A 15,638-nucleotide genomic window follows, 5' to 3' on the forward strand; every position below is an offset into this window, starting at 1 on the left:
GGGGAGTTCGGAGTTAGTTTGACATGAAAATCCTCCTCGTCCTGATCTTCGCGCCGCTCATCACGCTTGCGCTGCTCTATTTCCTCTTCCCCGAACAGCTGGTGCAGCTGATGCGCTGGCTGATGCGGAAACGCGCGCGGGTCGTGCGCAAGACGGTCGCGGTCGACGGCCGCCGTTGGCCCTATCTCGAAGGCGGCGATCCGGCCAAGCCCACCCTCGTCATGGTCCACGGCTTCGGTGCCGACAAGGATCACTGGACCTTCTACGCGCCATGGCTGACGAAGGATTATCACCTGATCGCGCCCGACCTCCCCGGCTTTGGCGAGAATGACCGCGACGGCGAACTGCCTTTCGACGTCGGCAGCCAGGCCACCCGGCTGAAGGGATTTCTGGAAGCGCTCGGCATCGATCGCCCGCATCTCGGCGGCAACAGCATGGGCGGCTGGATCGCGCTGCGCTTCGCGATCGATTATCCCGGCGCGCTGCGCACGCTGACGCTGATGAACAATGCCGGCATCCTTGGCGCGAACGAAAGCGAGTTGCAAAGGCTCGCGGCCGACCGCGACTATAACCCGCTCGTACTCGCCAATCTCGAGGATGCCGACCGCCTCATCGCCTTCGTCGTGCACAAGCCGACCTACGTTCCTACGCGGCTGAAGCCCGTGATCTACGCCGATGCGCTGCGGCACCGCGACCTGCTCGACAAGATTTTCTGGGTCATCGCCGACGAGATGGAGCAGGCGCCGCTCAACGGCGAGCTCGGCAAGGTGCAGGTGCCGACGCTCATCCTCTGGGGACGCCACGACAAGCTGATCGACGTCAGCTGCGTCGCGGTGCTCGAAGCCGGGATCGCGGGCAGCCGCAGCCACATTTTCGACCATGTCGCGCATGTGCCGATGATCGAGGATCCGAAAGCGACGGCAGAAATTCAACGCGCGTTCCTGGCCGAGCATTCCTCCTGAAGATTCGTCATCCCGGACTTGATCCGGGATCCATGACGCCGATGCGATGGTGGACCCGGATCAATCCGGGGTGACGATGGATGGCTTGCCAACCCCCCAATCCGGCGTCACTCTCCCCCAAAACAGGGGAGAGACATATGCGCCTCAAAGTGGGCCTGCTCGGTGGGGGGAGCTGGGGCACGACGGTCGCGGCACTGGTGTCGCGCAACGCGCCGATCACGCTCTGGGCACGCGATGCCGAAACCGTCGACGGCATCAATGCCGATAACGAAAATCGCAAATATCTTCCCGGCATCAAGCTGCCCTCGACGCTCTGCGCGACGAACGACATGGCCGAGGTCGTCGCGGGCGCCGATGTGCTCGTCATGGGGGTGCCGTCGCACAGCTTCCGCAGCGTGCTCGAAGAGGCGCGTAATCATCTGCGCCCGTGGGTGCCTGTCATCAGCCTCACCAAAGGCCTCGAACTCGCCTCGGGCAAGCGGATGACCGAGCTGATCGAGGAAGTGCTCCCCGGCCACCCCGTCGGCGTGCTCACCGGGCCCAATCTCGCGCGCGAGATCATGACCGGGCAGGCGGCGGCGAGCGTGCTGTCGATGGAGGACGAGATCGTCGTCCGCGCGCTCCAGCCGGTGTTTCACTCGGGGTTGTTCCGCGTCTACACCAACACCGACCTGCTTGGCTGCGAGCTCGGCGGGGTGCTCAAGAATATCATCGCGATCGCGGTTGGCATGGGCGACGGGCTCGGCGCCGGCGACAACACGCGCGCCGGGTTGATGACGCGCGGGCTTGCCGAAATCACCCGACTGGGCGTTGCGATGGGGGGACGCCCCGAAACCTTCGCGGGTCTCACCGGAATGGGCGACCTGATCGCGACCTGCACCAGCCCCTTGTCGCGCAACCGCCACGTCGGGGTCGAACTGGGCAAGGGGCGGCCGATCGACGAGATCATCGCGGGGATGAACATGGTGGCAGAGGGGGTGAAGAGCGCGCCGACGGTGATGGCGCTCGCGGATCAACATGGTCTCGATATGCCGATCGCGCGCGACGTGTTCGACGTGACGCAGGGCCGGCGCAGCGCGCTCGACGTGTTTCGCGGGCTTCTGAAATCGAGCGTCGGCGACGAGGCGCATCCCGGCTGAAATCTGCCGAATAGGACGATTCCACCGCGAACCGTGCCGAATCATCGTCGAGCGGGGAATAAATCGCGCCGCTCCTTCGTTTCTCTCCTGTCCAACAGGATCCAGAAGGAGACGAAAAATGAAAAAATGGACGACTCTGGCGATGCTTGCCGCTCTCCCCGCCACGGCCGCGGTTGCCGCCGTTCCCTATCATGCGATGCCCCCCGGCTTCGAAGCGCCGCAGATCCGCGCCGAACCGATCGCCGGTATCGTGAACCAATATTGGTACAATTATAAAGCCGATATCCTCGAAGCCGAGAAGGAGCTGCGCAGCGACCTTCACCGCGCGACCGACCGCGAAGACCGCTGGGACGCGTGGGATGAATGGACCGTCGAGGTCGTCGACGCCGACAAGGATTATGTGAAGAAAATGCGCAAGAAGGGGTATCGCACCGGCCGCGTGACGGTCGGCGGATAACGCCCCCGATTTCCCCGAGCCCTGCTCGGGTCGCAGGGAAGGGCGGGTGTCATGGGCACCCGCCCTTTCTTTGCGTCATAATCCTCCCTGCGGCGAAGCCGTGAGGAGGGGGACCGTTCGCGAAGCGAATGGTGGAGGGACCGCGACGTCAGTGCTATCGCCCCTCCGTCAGCGCTTCGCGCTGCCACCTCCCCATCGCTACGCGACGGGGAGGATCAAGCACCCTCCGCCAACAGCGCCGCCGCTTCCTTGCCCTGCCAGTCGATCGCGCCGATCACCCGCCAGATTTCGCGGCCTTCGGCGTCGTAATAGATGCTCGTCGGCAGCGCGCTGTTCGCGGCGTCGAGCAGGCCGTTCTCGGGATCGATATAGGGCTGGAGCGCCTTCAGCCCCGCCTTCTGGAACCAGGGGTCGACGACCTCGGCGCCCTTCAGATCCTGCGCGACCGCGATCACGCGCATCGCTTCGCTATTCTTCGCCGCGAGCGCGTCGAGCGTCGGCATTTCGGCGACGCACGGCGCGCACCAGGTCGCCCACAGGTTGACGAGCAGCGGCTGGCCGCGGAACGACGCCAGCGTCACCGGCGCGTCGTCGGGACCGCGAAACGCCGCGGTGGGCGCCGCTTCGCCCTTGTGGCTGCGATCGATCACATATTCGAACTGGTCGATACCCTTCGCTTGGCCCGCCGAAACATTTGCTTGGCCCTGCGCCGCTTGCCCGTCCGGCTGCTTTTCCCTATCGCAGCCCGCGATCGATCCGGCCAGAAACACGGCGAGGATCGCAAGGGACGGATTCGGGACGCGGCGGATGGCGAATACTCCGGACAGTAACAGCATGTGGGGCGGCCGCTTCGGTGGCGGACCCGCGGCGATCATGCAAGAGATTAACGCATCGATCCCCGTCGACAAGCGCCTTTGGGAAGAAGATATCACCGCCAGCCGCGCGCATGCGGCGATGCTCGGCGCGACCGGAATCATCGCCGCCGAGGACGCCGCCCAAATCGACCGCGGCCTCGCACAGATCGCCGACGAGTTTGCCGCGAACGGCGTTCCGGTCGATCTCGCGCTCGAAGACATCCACATGACCGTCGAATCGCGCCTGAAGGAGCTGGTCGGCGAAGCCGCCGGGCGGCTCCACACCGCGCGCTCGCGCAATGATCAGGTCGCGACCGATTTTCGCCTGTGGACGCGCACCGCGTGCGAACGGATCGATGCGGGGCTGAGGGCGATCCAGGCCGCGCTGCTCGCGCGCGCCGACGAACATGCCGACAGCATCATGCCGGGCTTCACGCACCTGCAGGTCGCGCAGCCGGTGACGCTCGGCCATCACCTGCTCGCCTATGTCGAAATGTTCGGCCGCGACCGCTCGCGCTTCGCCGATGCGCGGGCGCGCCTCAACGAATCGCCGCTCGGCGCCGCGGCGCTCGCGGGCACCAGCTTTCCGCTCGATCGCGACGCGACGGCATCGGCGCTCGGCTTCGACCGCCCGATGGCGAACAGCATCGACGCGGTCTCGGATCGCGATTTCGCGCTCGAATTCTGCGCCTCGGCGTCGATCGCCGCGATCCATTTGTCGCGGCTTGCCGAAGAGGTCGTGATCTGGGCGAGCCAGCCCTTCGGTTTCGTGGCTTTGCCCGACGCGTGGTCGACGGGCAGCTCGATCATGCCGCAAAAGCGCAATCCCGACGCCGCCGAACTGGTGCGCGGGCGCGCGGGGCTGCTGCTCGGCGCGTTCCAGCGGCTGGCGGTGATCGTGAAAGGGCTGCCGCTCACTTATTCGAAGGATCTGCAGGACGACAAGGAGACCGTGTTCGGTGCCTTCGATGCGCTCGCCCTGTCGCTCGCCGCGATGACCGGCATGGTCGAAACGCTGGCCTTCCGCACCGACCGGATGCGCGCGCTCGCCGCATCGGGCTATTCGACCGCGACCGACCTCGCCGACTGGCTGGTGCGCGAAAACGGCCTGCCGTTCCGCGAGGCGCATCATGTCGTCGGCGCCTGCGTCAAGCGCGCCGAGGAACTCGGCGTCGAACTGTCGGCGCTGCCCGCGGCCGACGCCGCCGCAATCCATGCGGCGGTCACGCCCGATGTACTCGCCGCGCTCACCGTCGAAGCGTCGGTCGCCAGTCGCATGAGCTATGGCGGCACGGCGCCCGAACGGGTAAGGCAGGCCGTCGTCGCGGCCCGCGCGGCGCTCGAAGGGACGAATATACGGTGAAGAACCACCTCGTCATGACGACATTGGTTGCGACCGCGCTGCTCGGCGCTTGCGGCAGCAAGCAGGATCTGAAGCCGGTGGCGGGCCAGCCTGCCCCGGTCATTCCCGTCGGCGCGACCCGCGCCCCGACCACGGAGGAGCTTACGACGCCTGACGCGCAGGCCCGGCCCGCGCGCAGCGACGAACTTCTCAAACGATCCGAACAACGCGAACCCGACGATTTCGACTTGCCGCCCCCGGGCTGAGCAAAGCTAGTTTATCCGCTCGTGTCGAGCGAAGTCGAGACACCCATCGGTGTGGCTCTGACCTTCGGGGCATCTCGACTTCGCTCGATGCGAACGGACATGATAAACAGGACTTTCCTTCGATGGACCATTTTGAACTTCGTGACGGCGTGATGCACGCCGAAGATATTCCGCTGCCGCGTATTGCCGAGGAAATCGGCACTCCCGTCTATGTCTATTCGCGCGCGACGCTCGAGCGCCATGCGCAGACGTTCCGCGACGGGTTGAAGGATGTGCCCAGAAAGCACCTCGCCTTCGCGATCAAGAGCAATCCCAACCTCGGCGTGCTGCGCGTGCTCGCGCGGCAGGGCTATGGCGCCGACGTCGTCTCGGGCGGTGAACTCGAACGCGCGCTCGCGGCGGGCATGGCGGCCGAGGACATCGTCTTTTCGGGCGTCGGCAAGACGCGCGCCGAGCTGGCGCTCGGCCTCGACCGCGGCATCGGCCAGTTCAACATCGAGCATGAACCCGAGGGCGTCGCGCTTGCCGAGATTGCGCTGCGCAAGGAAATGACCGCGCCCGCGGTGCTGCGCGTCAACCCCGACGTCGATGCGGGCACCCACGCCAAGATCTCGACCGGCAAGGCCGATAACAAGTTCGGGGTCGGCATCGACGTCGCGCCCGAAATCTTCGCGCGCCTCGCGGCGCTGCCGGGTCTCAATCTGCGCGGCGTCGCGGTGCATATCGGCAGCCAGCTCACCAGCCTCGCGCCGTTCGAGGCGGCGTTCAAGCGCGTGGGCGAGCTCGTCGCCGATCTTCGCGCCGCAGGGCACAGCATCACCCATGTCGATCTCGGCGGCGGGCTTGGCGTGCCCTATCGCGCGGGCGACAATATCCTTCCGCCGTCGCCCGCCGATTATGGCGCGATGGTCGCGCGGGTCACCCGCGACTGGGACGTCACGCTGATGTTCGAGCCCGGCCGCATCATCGCGGGCAATTCGGGGGTGTTGCTGACGGAAGTCTTGTGGGTGAAGCCCGGCGCAACGCATCCCTTTGTGATCGTCGATGCGGCGATGAACGATCTTGCACGGCCCGCACTCTATGATGCCTGGCACGATTTCGCCGCGGTGAAACCCTCGGGCGAGACGATGACCGCCTCGATCGTCGGCCCGGTCTGCGAAACCGGCGACACCTTTGCGCGCGACCGGCTGATCGACAAGGTCGAGTCGGGCGACCTCGCAATCTTCCGCAGCGCGGGCGCCTATGGCGCGACGATGGCGTCGACCTATAACAGTCGCAGCCTCGTTCCCGAGGTGCTCGTCGACGGCGACCGCTATGTCGTCGTCGCCGACCGCATCGCTGCCGGGACGATCATGGCCGCCGAGCGCGTCCCCGACTGGATCGACTGACGATGGAGCAGCTTCCTATCTTCCTGAACCTCGCGCGCCGCACGGTCGTGCTGGTCGGGGAGGGGGAAGCCGCCGACGCCAAGGCGCGGCTGATCGCCCGAGCCGGCGGCCGGGTCGTCACGGGGTGGGAGCAAGGCGCGACGATCGCTTTCGTCGCGCTCGACGACGAAACCGAAGCGCGCGTCGCCGCCGAAGCGCTGCGCGCGCGCGGGCTGCTCGTCAACGTCGTCGACCGCCCGGACCTTTGCGACTTCACCACCCCCGCGATCGTCGACCGCGCGCCGCTGACGATCGCGATTGGCACCGGCGGTGCATCGGCGGGGCTCGCGAAAGCGATCCGGCAGCGCATCGAAGCTCTGCTGCCCGCGCGGCTGGGCGCGCTCGCATCGGCGCTCCACGCGGCGCGGGGGGCGATGAAGGCGCGCTGGCCCGACGCCGCCAGCCGCCGCCGCGCGATCGACGCCGCGCTCGCGCCGGGCGGCGCGCTCGATCCGCTCGACGGCGATGCGGTCGACAAGGTCGATGGCTGGCTTGCGGACGAAACGCCCGCATCGTCATCGCGCCTCGAAACGATCCGCCTGACGAGCGCCGACCCCGACGAATTGACGCTGCGCGCCGCGCGCCTGCTCGGCGAGGCCGACCATGTCTTCCATTCCGCGACCGTCGCGCCGGCGATCCTCGACCGCGCGCGCGCCGATGCGGTGCGCCACCTCGCGGACTCTGCGCCCGCCAACTCGCCCGCGGGCTTGTCGCTATGGCTGGATATGCCAACGGTTCCTAACGACAGCTAGCGGCCGAAGGCAGACCTTTATTGCATCGTCACCCCGGAGGTTGGAGTAGCGCCGTCCGCTCCCCATCCCAAAACAGCGCAACGGTTCAGGGCGCGATCGCCAGCCCGTCGCCCTGCTTGCCCGCCGCCATCCGGCGCAGCACCTTGGCCGTAGCGACGTCGATCTCGGCGACCTTGTCGTGCCCCGTCTCGGCGGCATAGAGCCGCTTCGAATCGGCGCTGAACAGCAAGGTCACCTGTCCCTTCGCCGCGTCGCCCGACACTTTGATCGTCTTCAGCGGCGCGCGGGTTTCGGCGTCGAACAGGCTGATCGTGCCCGACGCGATATTGCTCGTCGCGACGAGCCTGCCGTCGGGGCTCGCGAGCACACGGATCGCGACCGGATCGACCGGCAATTCGGCGATCGTCTCGCCCGCCTGCGTATCCCAAATCGACACGCGCGGCGCGTCGAGGTCGCCGACCCACAGCTCGCGCCCGCCCTTCGTCAGCGCCAGCCCCTCGGGCTTGCCGCCGACGGCCAGGTCGCGCAGCTTCTTCCCGTCCTTCAGGTCGAGCACGCTCACCGTCCCCGACCCGATATTGGCGGTATAGGCGGTGCGATTGTCGGGCGCGACGGCGATCATGTGCGTGCCCTTCTGCCCGGTCGCGATCGAGGTCAGCTTGCCGCCCGGCGCGACGACCGCGACCGACTCGCTGCCCTCCGCGGTCGCGACGAGCCGACCGTCGGCCAGCCAGAGCAGTCCGTGCGGCCGCTGGTTGGGACTGATGTCGATCGTCCGGAGCTTGATGCGCTTCGCGACGTCGAATATATCGATCGTCGTCCCGCCATAAGCGACGACCGCCGCCTGCTTGCCGTCGGGGGAGATCGCGATCTCGTGCGGCATCTTGCCCGTCGGGAGCCGCGCGAGTTCGGCGCCGCTACCCAGCGCGATGACGCTCAGCGTATCCTCGCCCTTGTTGCCGACGAGGAGCGTTTCGGCGGCCGCCGGACTGGCGAGGAGGACGCCGGAAAGGGCGGCGAGGACGGCGCGGCGCATGAACAATCTCCCGGTTGTGACGGCGCATCCTATCCCGCGGGCGCGGCGCCGCAACCGCGCTTCGACCGACGACATACGCAAATTACGCAAAGTTAACTCGGCGATCGGCGCACGCCCGCCTAGCCCTGACCGCGGCGGCAGGTCGCGTCGCCGGTCAGAACAGGAGGGGGACTATGGAACTGCCGCCCATTGATATCGCCGCGTTGCCGTTGCTCGATACCGCGGTCGGGTTGTTCGGGTCGCTGATGGGCGAAAGCGTCACGTCGGGGCCGTCGGTCTTCGAGATCGCGGTCACCATCGCGCTGATCGTTCACGACTGATCGCGGGCGGGGGCGGGCGGCGGCGCGTTCCGTCCCCGTCCCCGCGCTTTTCATATGATAGCGGCCCGCTCGCGCCACGACCATTTCCCCCGCACCGACCGCGCGCGCCGCCAGCGCATCGGCGAAGCGGTCGCCGCCGCCGACGCGGCGTGGCGCACCGCCGATGGCGCGCCCGGCGGCCTGTTCGCCGCGATCGATGCGGCCCTGGGCACTGCGCCGGCGGTCGCGGTCGCGCGCCTCCTCGCATGGCTCGATGATACGACATGGCTGCAGGCCCGCCTCGACGCCGCGCTCGCGCTCCTCGCCGCCGACCCCTTCACGCGCCCGCCGCTACGGCTCGTCGGCGGCGGCGATGGCGGCCCGGGCGGGCTCGTCCTCGCCGATCGCGGCGGCGTTCGGCTGACGCTCCTCGTCCGCCCCGCGGGCAGCTGCATCGCGTCGCCCGCGACCGCCGTCTTCGTCCCCGGCCGCGCCGCGATCCGCGTCCTCGCAAGCGGCGGCGCCGCGCTCGTCGCGCACGAGGTGGCGGTCAGCGAAGCCGAGGAAGCGGGCGGCTTCACCGCCGCCGCCGCCGCGCCGTGCCACAGCCACCCGCCGCGCGCGCTCGGTCCCGGCGAACTCATCCACCTCGACACCGCGCGCCAAAGCTACAGCCTCGCCGGCGCCCGCCGCGACATATTGCTGCTCGAACTCGCGGTGCAACCGCCGTCTCCGCTCCCCATACGCGCCTATGACGTCGCGACCGGCCGGCTGATCCATATCAGCGCCTCGCGCCGCGACAGCAGCTTTCGCGCGATGGCGCTGACCCTTCTCCGCCACCTCGGCCGCACCGACGCCGCGCCGCTCTTCGCCGCCGAAACCAAGGCCGCGGATTTCGCCGCGCGCTGGCACGCGATGCGCGAACTGGTCGCGCTCGATCCCGCCGCCGCGCACCCGCCTCTCGCGGCGATGGCGGCGAGCGATCCGCATCCCGAGGTGCGCCGTGCCGCCGCGGCAACGCTGACGCTCTTAACCCCCCCTCCCGCTGGCGGGAGGGGTTGGGGAGGGCCTGTTTCGGTCCATGCCGGCGAACATGCCCCACCCAAACCCTCCCCTGAAGGGGAGGGCTTAAGCGCGTCATGCCCCGCCTGATCGACCCGCCCGCCGGCCCCGCGCTCGACCTCGCCGAAGTCGCAGCGCGCCTCGACGAAAGCGGCGTCGACCTCGCCGGCGAAGCAAGCGTCGCGCATTGCGCCGCCCTCCTCGCCGGGCTCGGGCGCAACCGCGACTTTCTCGCAACCCAGGTCATCGCCGCGCTCAAGGCAAGCTACGCCGACCAGCTCGAAATCAATCGCTATTCGGCGCAGGTCTTCCTCCTCCACCGCGGCGCGCGCGGCTATTACCTCCGCGCCAACCTCTGGCCCGCCGCGACCGACGCGGTCTATTCCGCGAGCGGCGCCGCCGCCTTCTCCTACGGCGTCCCCCACGACCATAATTTCAGCTTCCTCACGACGGGCTATTTCGGCCCCGGCTATGTCAGCGACTATTATGATTACGACCCCGAAGCCGTCGACGGCCGCCTCGGCGAGCCGCTGAACCTGCAATTCGTCGAGCGCAGCCAGCTCGACGAAGGCAAAATGCTCCTCTACCGCGCCCACCGCGACATCCACAGCCAGCTCCCGCCCGAAAGCCTGTCGGTCAGCCTCAACATCATGGACGAAGGCGAGCATGTCCCCTGGCGCGACCAATATATCGTCGATCTCGACGCGGGCACGATCGCCAGGCGCCCGACCCTGACCAGCAGCGAAATGCTGCTCCGCTGCGCGGTGCATCTGACCGAAAACGGCAAGGACATCGCCGACCATTTCGCGAAAGCGCATCCGGTACCGCGGGTGCGGGCGAATGCGATTGCCGCGCTGGCGGCGGTGGAGGAGGGCGCGGGAAGGGCCGCGGTGCTGGAGCGGGGCATGTGCGATAGCGATGCGCGGGTGCGCGATGATTGTAGGCGGTGGCTGGCGCTCTGATCCTCTCGATCGCTGAGGCTCTCGAGCCTGTCGTCCTCGGACTTGATCCGGTGTCCATATTTCGACGCCGGCTGAAGGGACCCCGGATCGAGTCCGGGGTGACGATGATAAAGATGTCCTCCCTGTCGCGAAGCGATGGGGAGGGGGGACCGCCCGAAGGGTGGTGGAGGGGCAATGACGTTGCGTTATAGCCCCTCCGTCAGCGCTGGCGCTGCCACCTCCCCATCGCTGCGCGACAGGGAGGACTACGGCGAAACGCTGGAGGATGTTGCCGGTGCCTACTCAGGCAGGAAGCCCAGCTCATACACCATTGGCCGCAGCTTTTCGCCGAGCGCGGTATAGGCGGCCTTGAACGGATCGAAATCGGTCAATTCGGTATCGCCATAGGCTTCGAGCGCGCGGCGCACTTGATACCACCCGGCATCGGCCGCGTTCGCTGGCGAGCTCATATTGCTCGGAACCGATAATAAACACCGGCTTATCGCCGCTGAACAGCAACCGCGCTGGCAGATTGCGCATCGCTTCGTTGCGGCCATCGTGCATGATGTCGGCGAAGAACAGCACAGCATAATCCGCTTCGCGCTTCACTCCGAGTTCGAGCGCCGCTTTCTCGCGGTCGATCACACAAAGGAAACCGGGGATCGCCTCGCCCCGCTTGCGCGCCGCGCGGACATAGACGAGCAATTGCGCGAACATGAGCAGCGGCGGTGTAGAGGCCTCCTTCGCCTCGAACCAGATTTCGGGAGTCTGGATATCAACCAGCCCCTTGAACACGCCCTTGAGACCAAGCGCCGCGATATAGGCGTCCTTGACGTCCTCCTCAGTGCGGGGCGCGTGCCAAGGTATCGAACAGGCTCACGCGATGGCTCCGTCGCGGATGCACTCGAAATCGCGCACTTCTTTAAGGCAAGCAGTAATATCCATTCGTCTTTTCGCCCCCGATGCGTCGCACTTGCGTCAACCCGCAGTGGCGGCCATCGCGAACCTGGGCAAGCCCCTCCGCGCGCTCCGCGTCTCCGCGCGAAAAACCCCTTTCCTACATTATCCTGCCATGCCAGCCTCGCCTTTCCGGCTCTTTGACTCGTCCGAAACCGCTGCCGCGTCGCCGCGCCAAACATCGCGGCCGGGTGCGACCTTTGCGATCTTTCGCCCACGCACGTCGTGGGCGTCCTTCGCGACCTTTGGCCCGCGCTTAAAGCGACAAAGGAGACAGTTTCGCGCCGCACGTCCGTATCCTTTGTCTCCTTAAGCCTGCCCTGAGCCAGTCGAACGGGCCGCAAAGCCCCGAAACCGCCTCGCGCATGTGGGGTCATGCGGCTTTAAGACCCTTGCTGACAGCGGCGCAAACCCCTGCTAGTGCGCCGCGCATGACCACGCCCATGTCTCATATCCGCAATTTTTCGATCATCGCGCACATCGACCATGGCAAGTCGACGCTCGCCGACCGGCTGATCCAGTTCACCGGCGGGCTGACCGCGCGTGAGATGTCGGCGCAAGTCCTCGATAATATGGATATCGAGAAGGAGCGAGGGATCACGATCAAGGCGCAGACGGTACGCCTGAAATATACCGCGAAGGACGGCGAAACCTATGAGTTGAACCTCATGGACACGCCCGGCCACGTCGACTTCGCTTATGAAGTCTCGCGCAGCCTTGCCGCGTGCGAGGGCGCCTTGCTCGTCGTCGATGCCGCGCAGGGGGTCGAGGCGCAGACGCTGGCGAACGTCTATCAGTCGATCGAGCATGACCATGAAATCGTGCCGGTGATCAACAAGATCGACCTGCCCGCCGCCGACGTCGACAAGGTGAAGGCAGAGATCGAGGATATCATCGGCCTTCCCGCCGACGACGCGGTGCTCGCCAGCGCCAAGGCCGGGATCGGGATCGAGGAAGCCCTCGAAGCGATCGTCACCAAGATCCCGCCGCCGAAGGGCGACGCCGCGGCGCCGCTCGTCGCGATGCTCGTCGATAGCTGGTACGACCCCTATCTGGGCGTCGTCATCCTCGTCCGCGTCGTCGACGGGGTGCTGAAAAAAGGCCAGCAGATCAAGTTCATGCAGGCGGGTACCACCCACCTGATCGATCGCGTCGGCTGCTTCACGCCGAAGCGCGAGGAGCTGACCGAGATCGGCCCCGGCGAGATCGGCTTCATCACCGCGCAGATCAAGGACGTCGCGCAGGCGCGCGTTGGCGACACGGTTACCGACGCGAAGAAACCCGCCGCGGCGCCGCTGCCGGGGTTCAAGGAAGTCCAGCCGGTCGTCTTCTGCGGCCTGTTTCCGACCGACGCGAACGACTTCGAGAAGCTGCGCGAAAGCATCCAGAAGCTCCGCCTCAACGACGCGAGCTTCTCGTTCGAGATGGAAAGCTCGGCCGCATTGGGCTTCGGCTTCCGCTGCGGCTTCCTCGGCCTCCTGCACCTCGAGATCATCCAGGAGCGGCTGACGCGCGAATATGACCTCGACCTCATCACCACCGCGCCGTCGGTGGTGTACAAGCTCAAGCTTTCCCATACGAAGAATGAAGCGGCGAAGGAGATCGAGCTCCACAACCCCGCCGACATGCCCGATCCCAACCGCATCGACGAGATCGAGGAGCCGTGGATCGAGGCGGTGATTTACGTGCCTGACGAATATCTCGGCCCGATCCTCAAGCTCTGCCAGGACCGCCGCGGGGTGCAGAAGAACCTCACTTATGTGGGCGGCCGCGCGCAGATCACCTATGAACTGCCGCTCAACGAGGTGGTGTTCGATTTCTACGACCGGCTGAAGAGCATCAGCCGCGGTTACGCGTCGTTCGACTATCACCAGGTCGGCCACCGCGCCGGCGACCTCGTCAAGATGAGCATCCTCGTCAATAACGAGCCGGTCGATGCGCTGAGCATGATCGTCCACCGCGGCAGCGCCGAGTCACGCGGCCGCGGCATGTGCGAGCGTTTGAAGGACCTGATCCCGCGCCACATGTTCAAGATCCCGATCCAGGCCGCGATCGGCGGCAAGGTGATCGCGCGCGAAACCATCGCCGCGCTGCGCAAGGACGTGACCGCCAAATGCTACGGCGGCGACGCGACCCGCAAGAAAAAGCTCCTCGAAAAACAGAAAGAGGGCAAAAAGCGGATGCGCGAATATGGCAATGTGAACATCCCGCAGGAGGCGTTTATCGCCGCGCTGCGGATGGGGGACGACGCCTAGGCTCGACAGATCGAGCCCCGAAAAACTGGCGAAAAGCCCGGGGTTTGGGCGCCCCAGCTTTCGTGATAAGGAACGCGTGCTGCTTCGGTTCGCCTTGGGGAAGGGGAATTGTCATGCGTCATCCGTTCAAGACTGCGGCGATCGTCGCCATCGGCCTGTCGACTGCGAGTTTCACGCCGCCTATTCCGGGCTTTTCGGTCGCGGCGCTCGACGCGCTAGACCCGAGCCGGCTCGCCAACCTGTCGTGCGGCGCGCGGCGCGCGGGGGCGATGCTCGCGAACGAGTTGTTGATCGCGGCAGCGGTTGCCGCGCCGGCGAGCGCGGGGCGGACGATCCCGCTCTATCCCGATCTCGCGAAATCGCGCTTTCCGGTGACGACGCGCGACGAACGGGCGCGGCGCTATTTCAGCCAGGGCTTGCTGATGAGCTATGGCTTCAACCACGCGGGCGCGGTGCGATCGTTCCGTGAGGCGCAGCGCGCCGATCCCGGATGCGCGATGTGCTGGTGGGGCGAGGCGGCGGCGCTGGGCCCGAACATCAACGCGCCGATGGACGAGCGCGACCGGGACGCGGCGCTGGGTGCGATGGACCGCGCGATGGCGCTGCGCGAGGGCGCGACGCCGATCGAGCGCGCGCTGATCGAGGCGGTGGCGCTACGCTATTCGCGCGATGCGGCGCAGGACCGCGTGGCGCTCGACGCCGCCTATGCCGATGCGATGCTGGACGTCGCGCGGCGCTTTCCAGGCGACGACGATGTCGCGGTGCTTGCGGCCGAAGCGGCGATGAACACGACGCCGTGGAATTATTGGGAAGCCGACGGGAAGACGCCGGTCGGGCGGAGCGGCGCGGCAGTGCGGCTGGTCGAGGGGGTGCTCGCGCGTAATCCCGACCATGTGCAGGCGAACCATCTTTATATCCACCTCGTCGAATCGACCGACCCGGCGCGCGCCGAGGCGGCGGCCGACCGGCTGGCGAACCCGTTGGCGCCGAGCGCGGCGCACCTCGTCCATATGCCGGGGCATATCTTTCAGCGGCGCGGGCGGCATGCCGACTCGATCCGCGTCAATGTCGCCGCGGCGCGGGCGGACGAGGCCTATATCCGCGATGCGGGCGATCAGGGGCTCGTGCGTTACGGCTATTATCCGCACAATGTCCATTTCATCGTGACCTCGGCGCAGATGGCGGGCGACCTTCGCACCGCGATCGAGGAGGCGCGGCGGCTTCGGAGCCTGCTCGACCCCGACACGTCGGCGACGATCGCGTGGATCCAGTCGATCGACGCGGCGCCTTACTTTGCGATGGCGCAATTCGCCGAGCCCAAGGCGATCCTCGCGATGCCGACGCCCGACGCGCGGCTGCCCTATCCGAGCGCGATGCGCCATTATGCGCGCGCCACCGCCTTTGCGCAGCTGCGCGATCGCAAGGGGTTCGAGGGCGAGCTGGCGGCGATGGCGAGGCTTCGGACGTCGGACGCGTTCAAGGCGATGGTCGACCAAGGGGTTCCAGGCCCCGACCTCGTGTTGCTCGCCGAAACGGTCGCGCGCGGGCGCTTTGCCGCGGCTGAGGGGCGTCACGACGCGGCGGCAGGCTTCTACCGCGAAGCGATCGGGATCGAGGCCAAGCTGCCCTATCAGGAGCCGCCCTACTGGTATTTCCCGGTGAAACAATCGCTGGGCGCCGCGCTGTTCGAGCAGCGCCGCTATGCCGAGGCGAGCGAGGCGTTCCGCGGCGCGCTGGCACAGACGCCGAACAATGGCTGGGCGCTCTATGGCCTCCAGCGCAGCGAGGCTATGCAGGGCAAAAGGCTCGAGGCGGCGGCGGCGGGCAAGGCGCTGACGAAGGCGTGGCTCGGCGACCGGCGCTGGCTGCGCATGGACCGGCTGTAGGCG

General features: G+C 67.1%; 15 protein-coding genes. 12 read left to right on the forward strand and 3 right to left on the reverse strand.

The window, feature by feature from the left end; genetic code table 11:
* Positions 1-23 precede the first annotated feature (23 nt).
* The 3 genes from E5675_RS03760 to E5675_RS03770 all read left to right on the forward strand — a co-directional run bounded on the left by E5675_RS03760 (position 24) and on the right by E5675_RS03770 (position 2,558).
* On the forward strand, positions 24-962 hold the full coding sequence (locus tag E5675_RS03760; RefSeq protein WP_136173404.1) for an alpha/beta fold hydrolase: 939 nt from the start codon (positions 24-26) through the stop codon (positions 960-962).
* A 137-nt stretch (positions 963-1,099) separates the two neighbouring features.
* Positions 1,100-2,101, forward strand: a complete 1,002-nt coding sequence (locus E5675_RS03765) for an NAD(P)H-dependent glycerol-3-phosphate dehydrogenase (RefSeq protein ID WP_136173405.1) — start codon at positions 1,100-1,102, stop codon at positions 2,099-2,101.
* A 118-nt stretch (positions 2,102-2,219) separates the two neighbouring features.
* The gene (locus tag E5675_RS03770; protein WP_136173406.1) at positions 2,220-2,558 is read left to right on the forward strand and encodes a hypothetical protein; all 339 of its coding nucleotides are present in this window, start codon (positions 2,220-2,222) and stop codon (positions 2,556-2,558) included.
* Between the two features lie 215 nt (positions 2,559-2,773).
* On the opposite strand, the gene E5675_RS03775 is transcribed toward E5675_RS03770, so the two are convergent.
* A complete protein-coding gene (locus E5675_RS03775; RefSeq protein WP_136173407.1) occupies positions 2,774-3,394 on the reverse strand; it encodes a TlpA disulfide reductase family protein in 621 nt (206 codons plus the stop codon).
* On the opposite strand from E5675_RS03775, the gene argH reads away from it, so the two are divergent.
* From argH to E5675_RS03795, 4 genes are all read left to right on the forward strand, one after another.
* Entirely contained in the window at positions 3,366-4,775 is a 1,410-nt protein-coding gene (gene argH / locus E5675_RS03780) for an argininosuccinate lyase (RefSeq protein WP_247594770.1), read from the forward strand. The two genes, E5675_RS03775 and argH, sit on opposite strands and share 29 nt — an antisense overlap.
* Before the next feature lie 14 nt (positions 4,776-4,789).
* Positions 4,790-5,020 (forward strand): hypothetical protein, encoded by a 231-nt coding sequence (locus E5675_RS03785; protein ID WP_136176325.1) that lies wholly within the window; start codon positions 4,790-4,792, stop codon positions 5,018-5,020.
* 122 nt (positions 5,021-5,142) lie between these two features.
* Positions 5,143-6,408 carry a diaminopimelate decarboxylase gene (gene lysA / locus E5675_RS03790; protein WP_136173408.1) on the forward strand — a complete coding sequence of 422 codons (1,266 nt, stop codon included), beginning with the start codon at positions 5,143-5,145 and terminating at the stop codon, positions 6,406-6,408.
* A gap of 2 nt (positions 6,409-6,410) precedes the next feature.
* A complete protein-coding gene (locus tag E5675_RS03795; protein ID WP_136173409.1) occupies positions 6,411-7,199 on the forward strand; it encodes a bifunctional precorrin-2 dehydrogenase/sirohydrochlorin ferrochelatase in 789 nt (262 codons plus the stop codon).
* Positions 7,200-7,284: 85 nt separating this feature from the next.
* Here E5675_RS03795 and E5675_RS03800 read toward each other — a convergent pair whose 3' ends face one another.
* Complete coding sequence (locus E5675_RS03800; RefSeq protein ID WP_136173410.1) at positions 7,285-8,235, reverse strand: hypothetical protein; 951 nt, start codon at positions 8,233-8,235, stop codon at positions 7,285-7,287.
* Positions 8,236-8,408: 173 nt separating this feature from the next.
* Here E5675_RS03800 and E5675_RS21385 point away from each other — a divergent pair, with 173 nt between their 5' ends.
* The 3 genes from E5675_RS21385 to E5675_RS03810 are packed head-to-tail and all read left to right on the forward strand — an operon-like array spanning position 8,409 to position 10,558.
* Positions 8,409-8,555, forward strand: coding sequence for a hypothetical protein (locus E5675_RS21385; RefSeq protein ID WP_161786524.1), 147 nt, complete (start codon positions 8,409-8,411; stop codon positions 8,553-8,555).
* Positions 8,556-8,609: 54 nt separating this feature from the next.
* Positions 8,610-9,686 carry a HEAT repeat domain-containing protein gene (locus E5675_RS03805; protein ID WP_136173411.1) on the forward strand — a complete coding sequence of 359 codons (1,077 nt, stop codon included), beginning with the start codon at positions 8,610-8,612 and terminating at the stop codon, positions 9,684-9,686.
* The gene (locus E5675_RS03810; RefSeq protein ID WP_210727604.1) at positions 9,674-10,558 is read left to right on the forward strand and encodes a transposase; all 885 of its coding nucleotides are present in this window, start codon (positions 9,674-9,676) and stop codon (positions 10,556-10,558) included. Before E5675_RS03805 ends, E5675_RS03810 begins: the two co-directional genes overlap by 13 nt.
* Positions 10,559-10,858: 300 nt before the next feature.
* On the opposite strand, the gene E5675_RS03815 is transcribed toward E5675_RS03810, so the two are convergent.
* Positions 10,859-11,332 carry a hypothetical protein gene (locus tag E5675_RS03815; protein ID WP_210727605.1) on the reverse strand — a complete coding sequence of 158 codons (474 nt, stop codon included), beginning with the start codon at positions 11,330-11,332 and terminating at the stop codon, positions 10,859-10,861.
* 593 nt (positions 11,333-11,925) lie between these two features.
* Here E5675_RS03815 and lepA point away from each other — a divergent pair.
* Together lepA and E5675_RS03825 are read left to right on the forward strand one after the other, a co-directional pair.
* Entirely contained in the window at positions 11,926-13,749 is a 1,824-nt protein-coding gene (lepA, locus tag E5675_RS03820; RefSeq protein WP_136173412.1) for a translation elongation factor 4, read from the forward strand.
* 113 nt (positions 13,750-13,862) lie between these two features.
* Positions 13,863-15,635, forward strand: coding sequence for a hypothetical protein (locus tag E5675_RS03825; protein WP_136173413.1), 1,773 nt, complete (start codon positions 13,863-13,865; stop codon positions 15,633-15,635).
* Positions 15,636-15,638: the final 3 nt, after the last annotated feature.

Source organism: Sphingopyxis sp. PAMC25046, from assembly GCF_004795895.1.
Classification (GTDB): Bacteria; Pseudomonadota; Alphaproteobacteria; order Sphingomonadales; family Sphingomonadaceae; genus Sphingopyxis.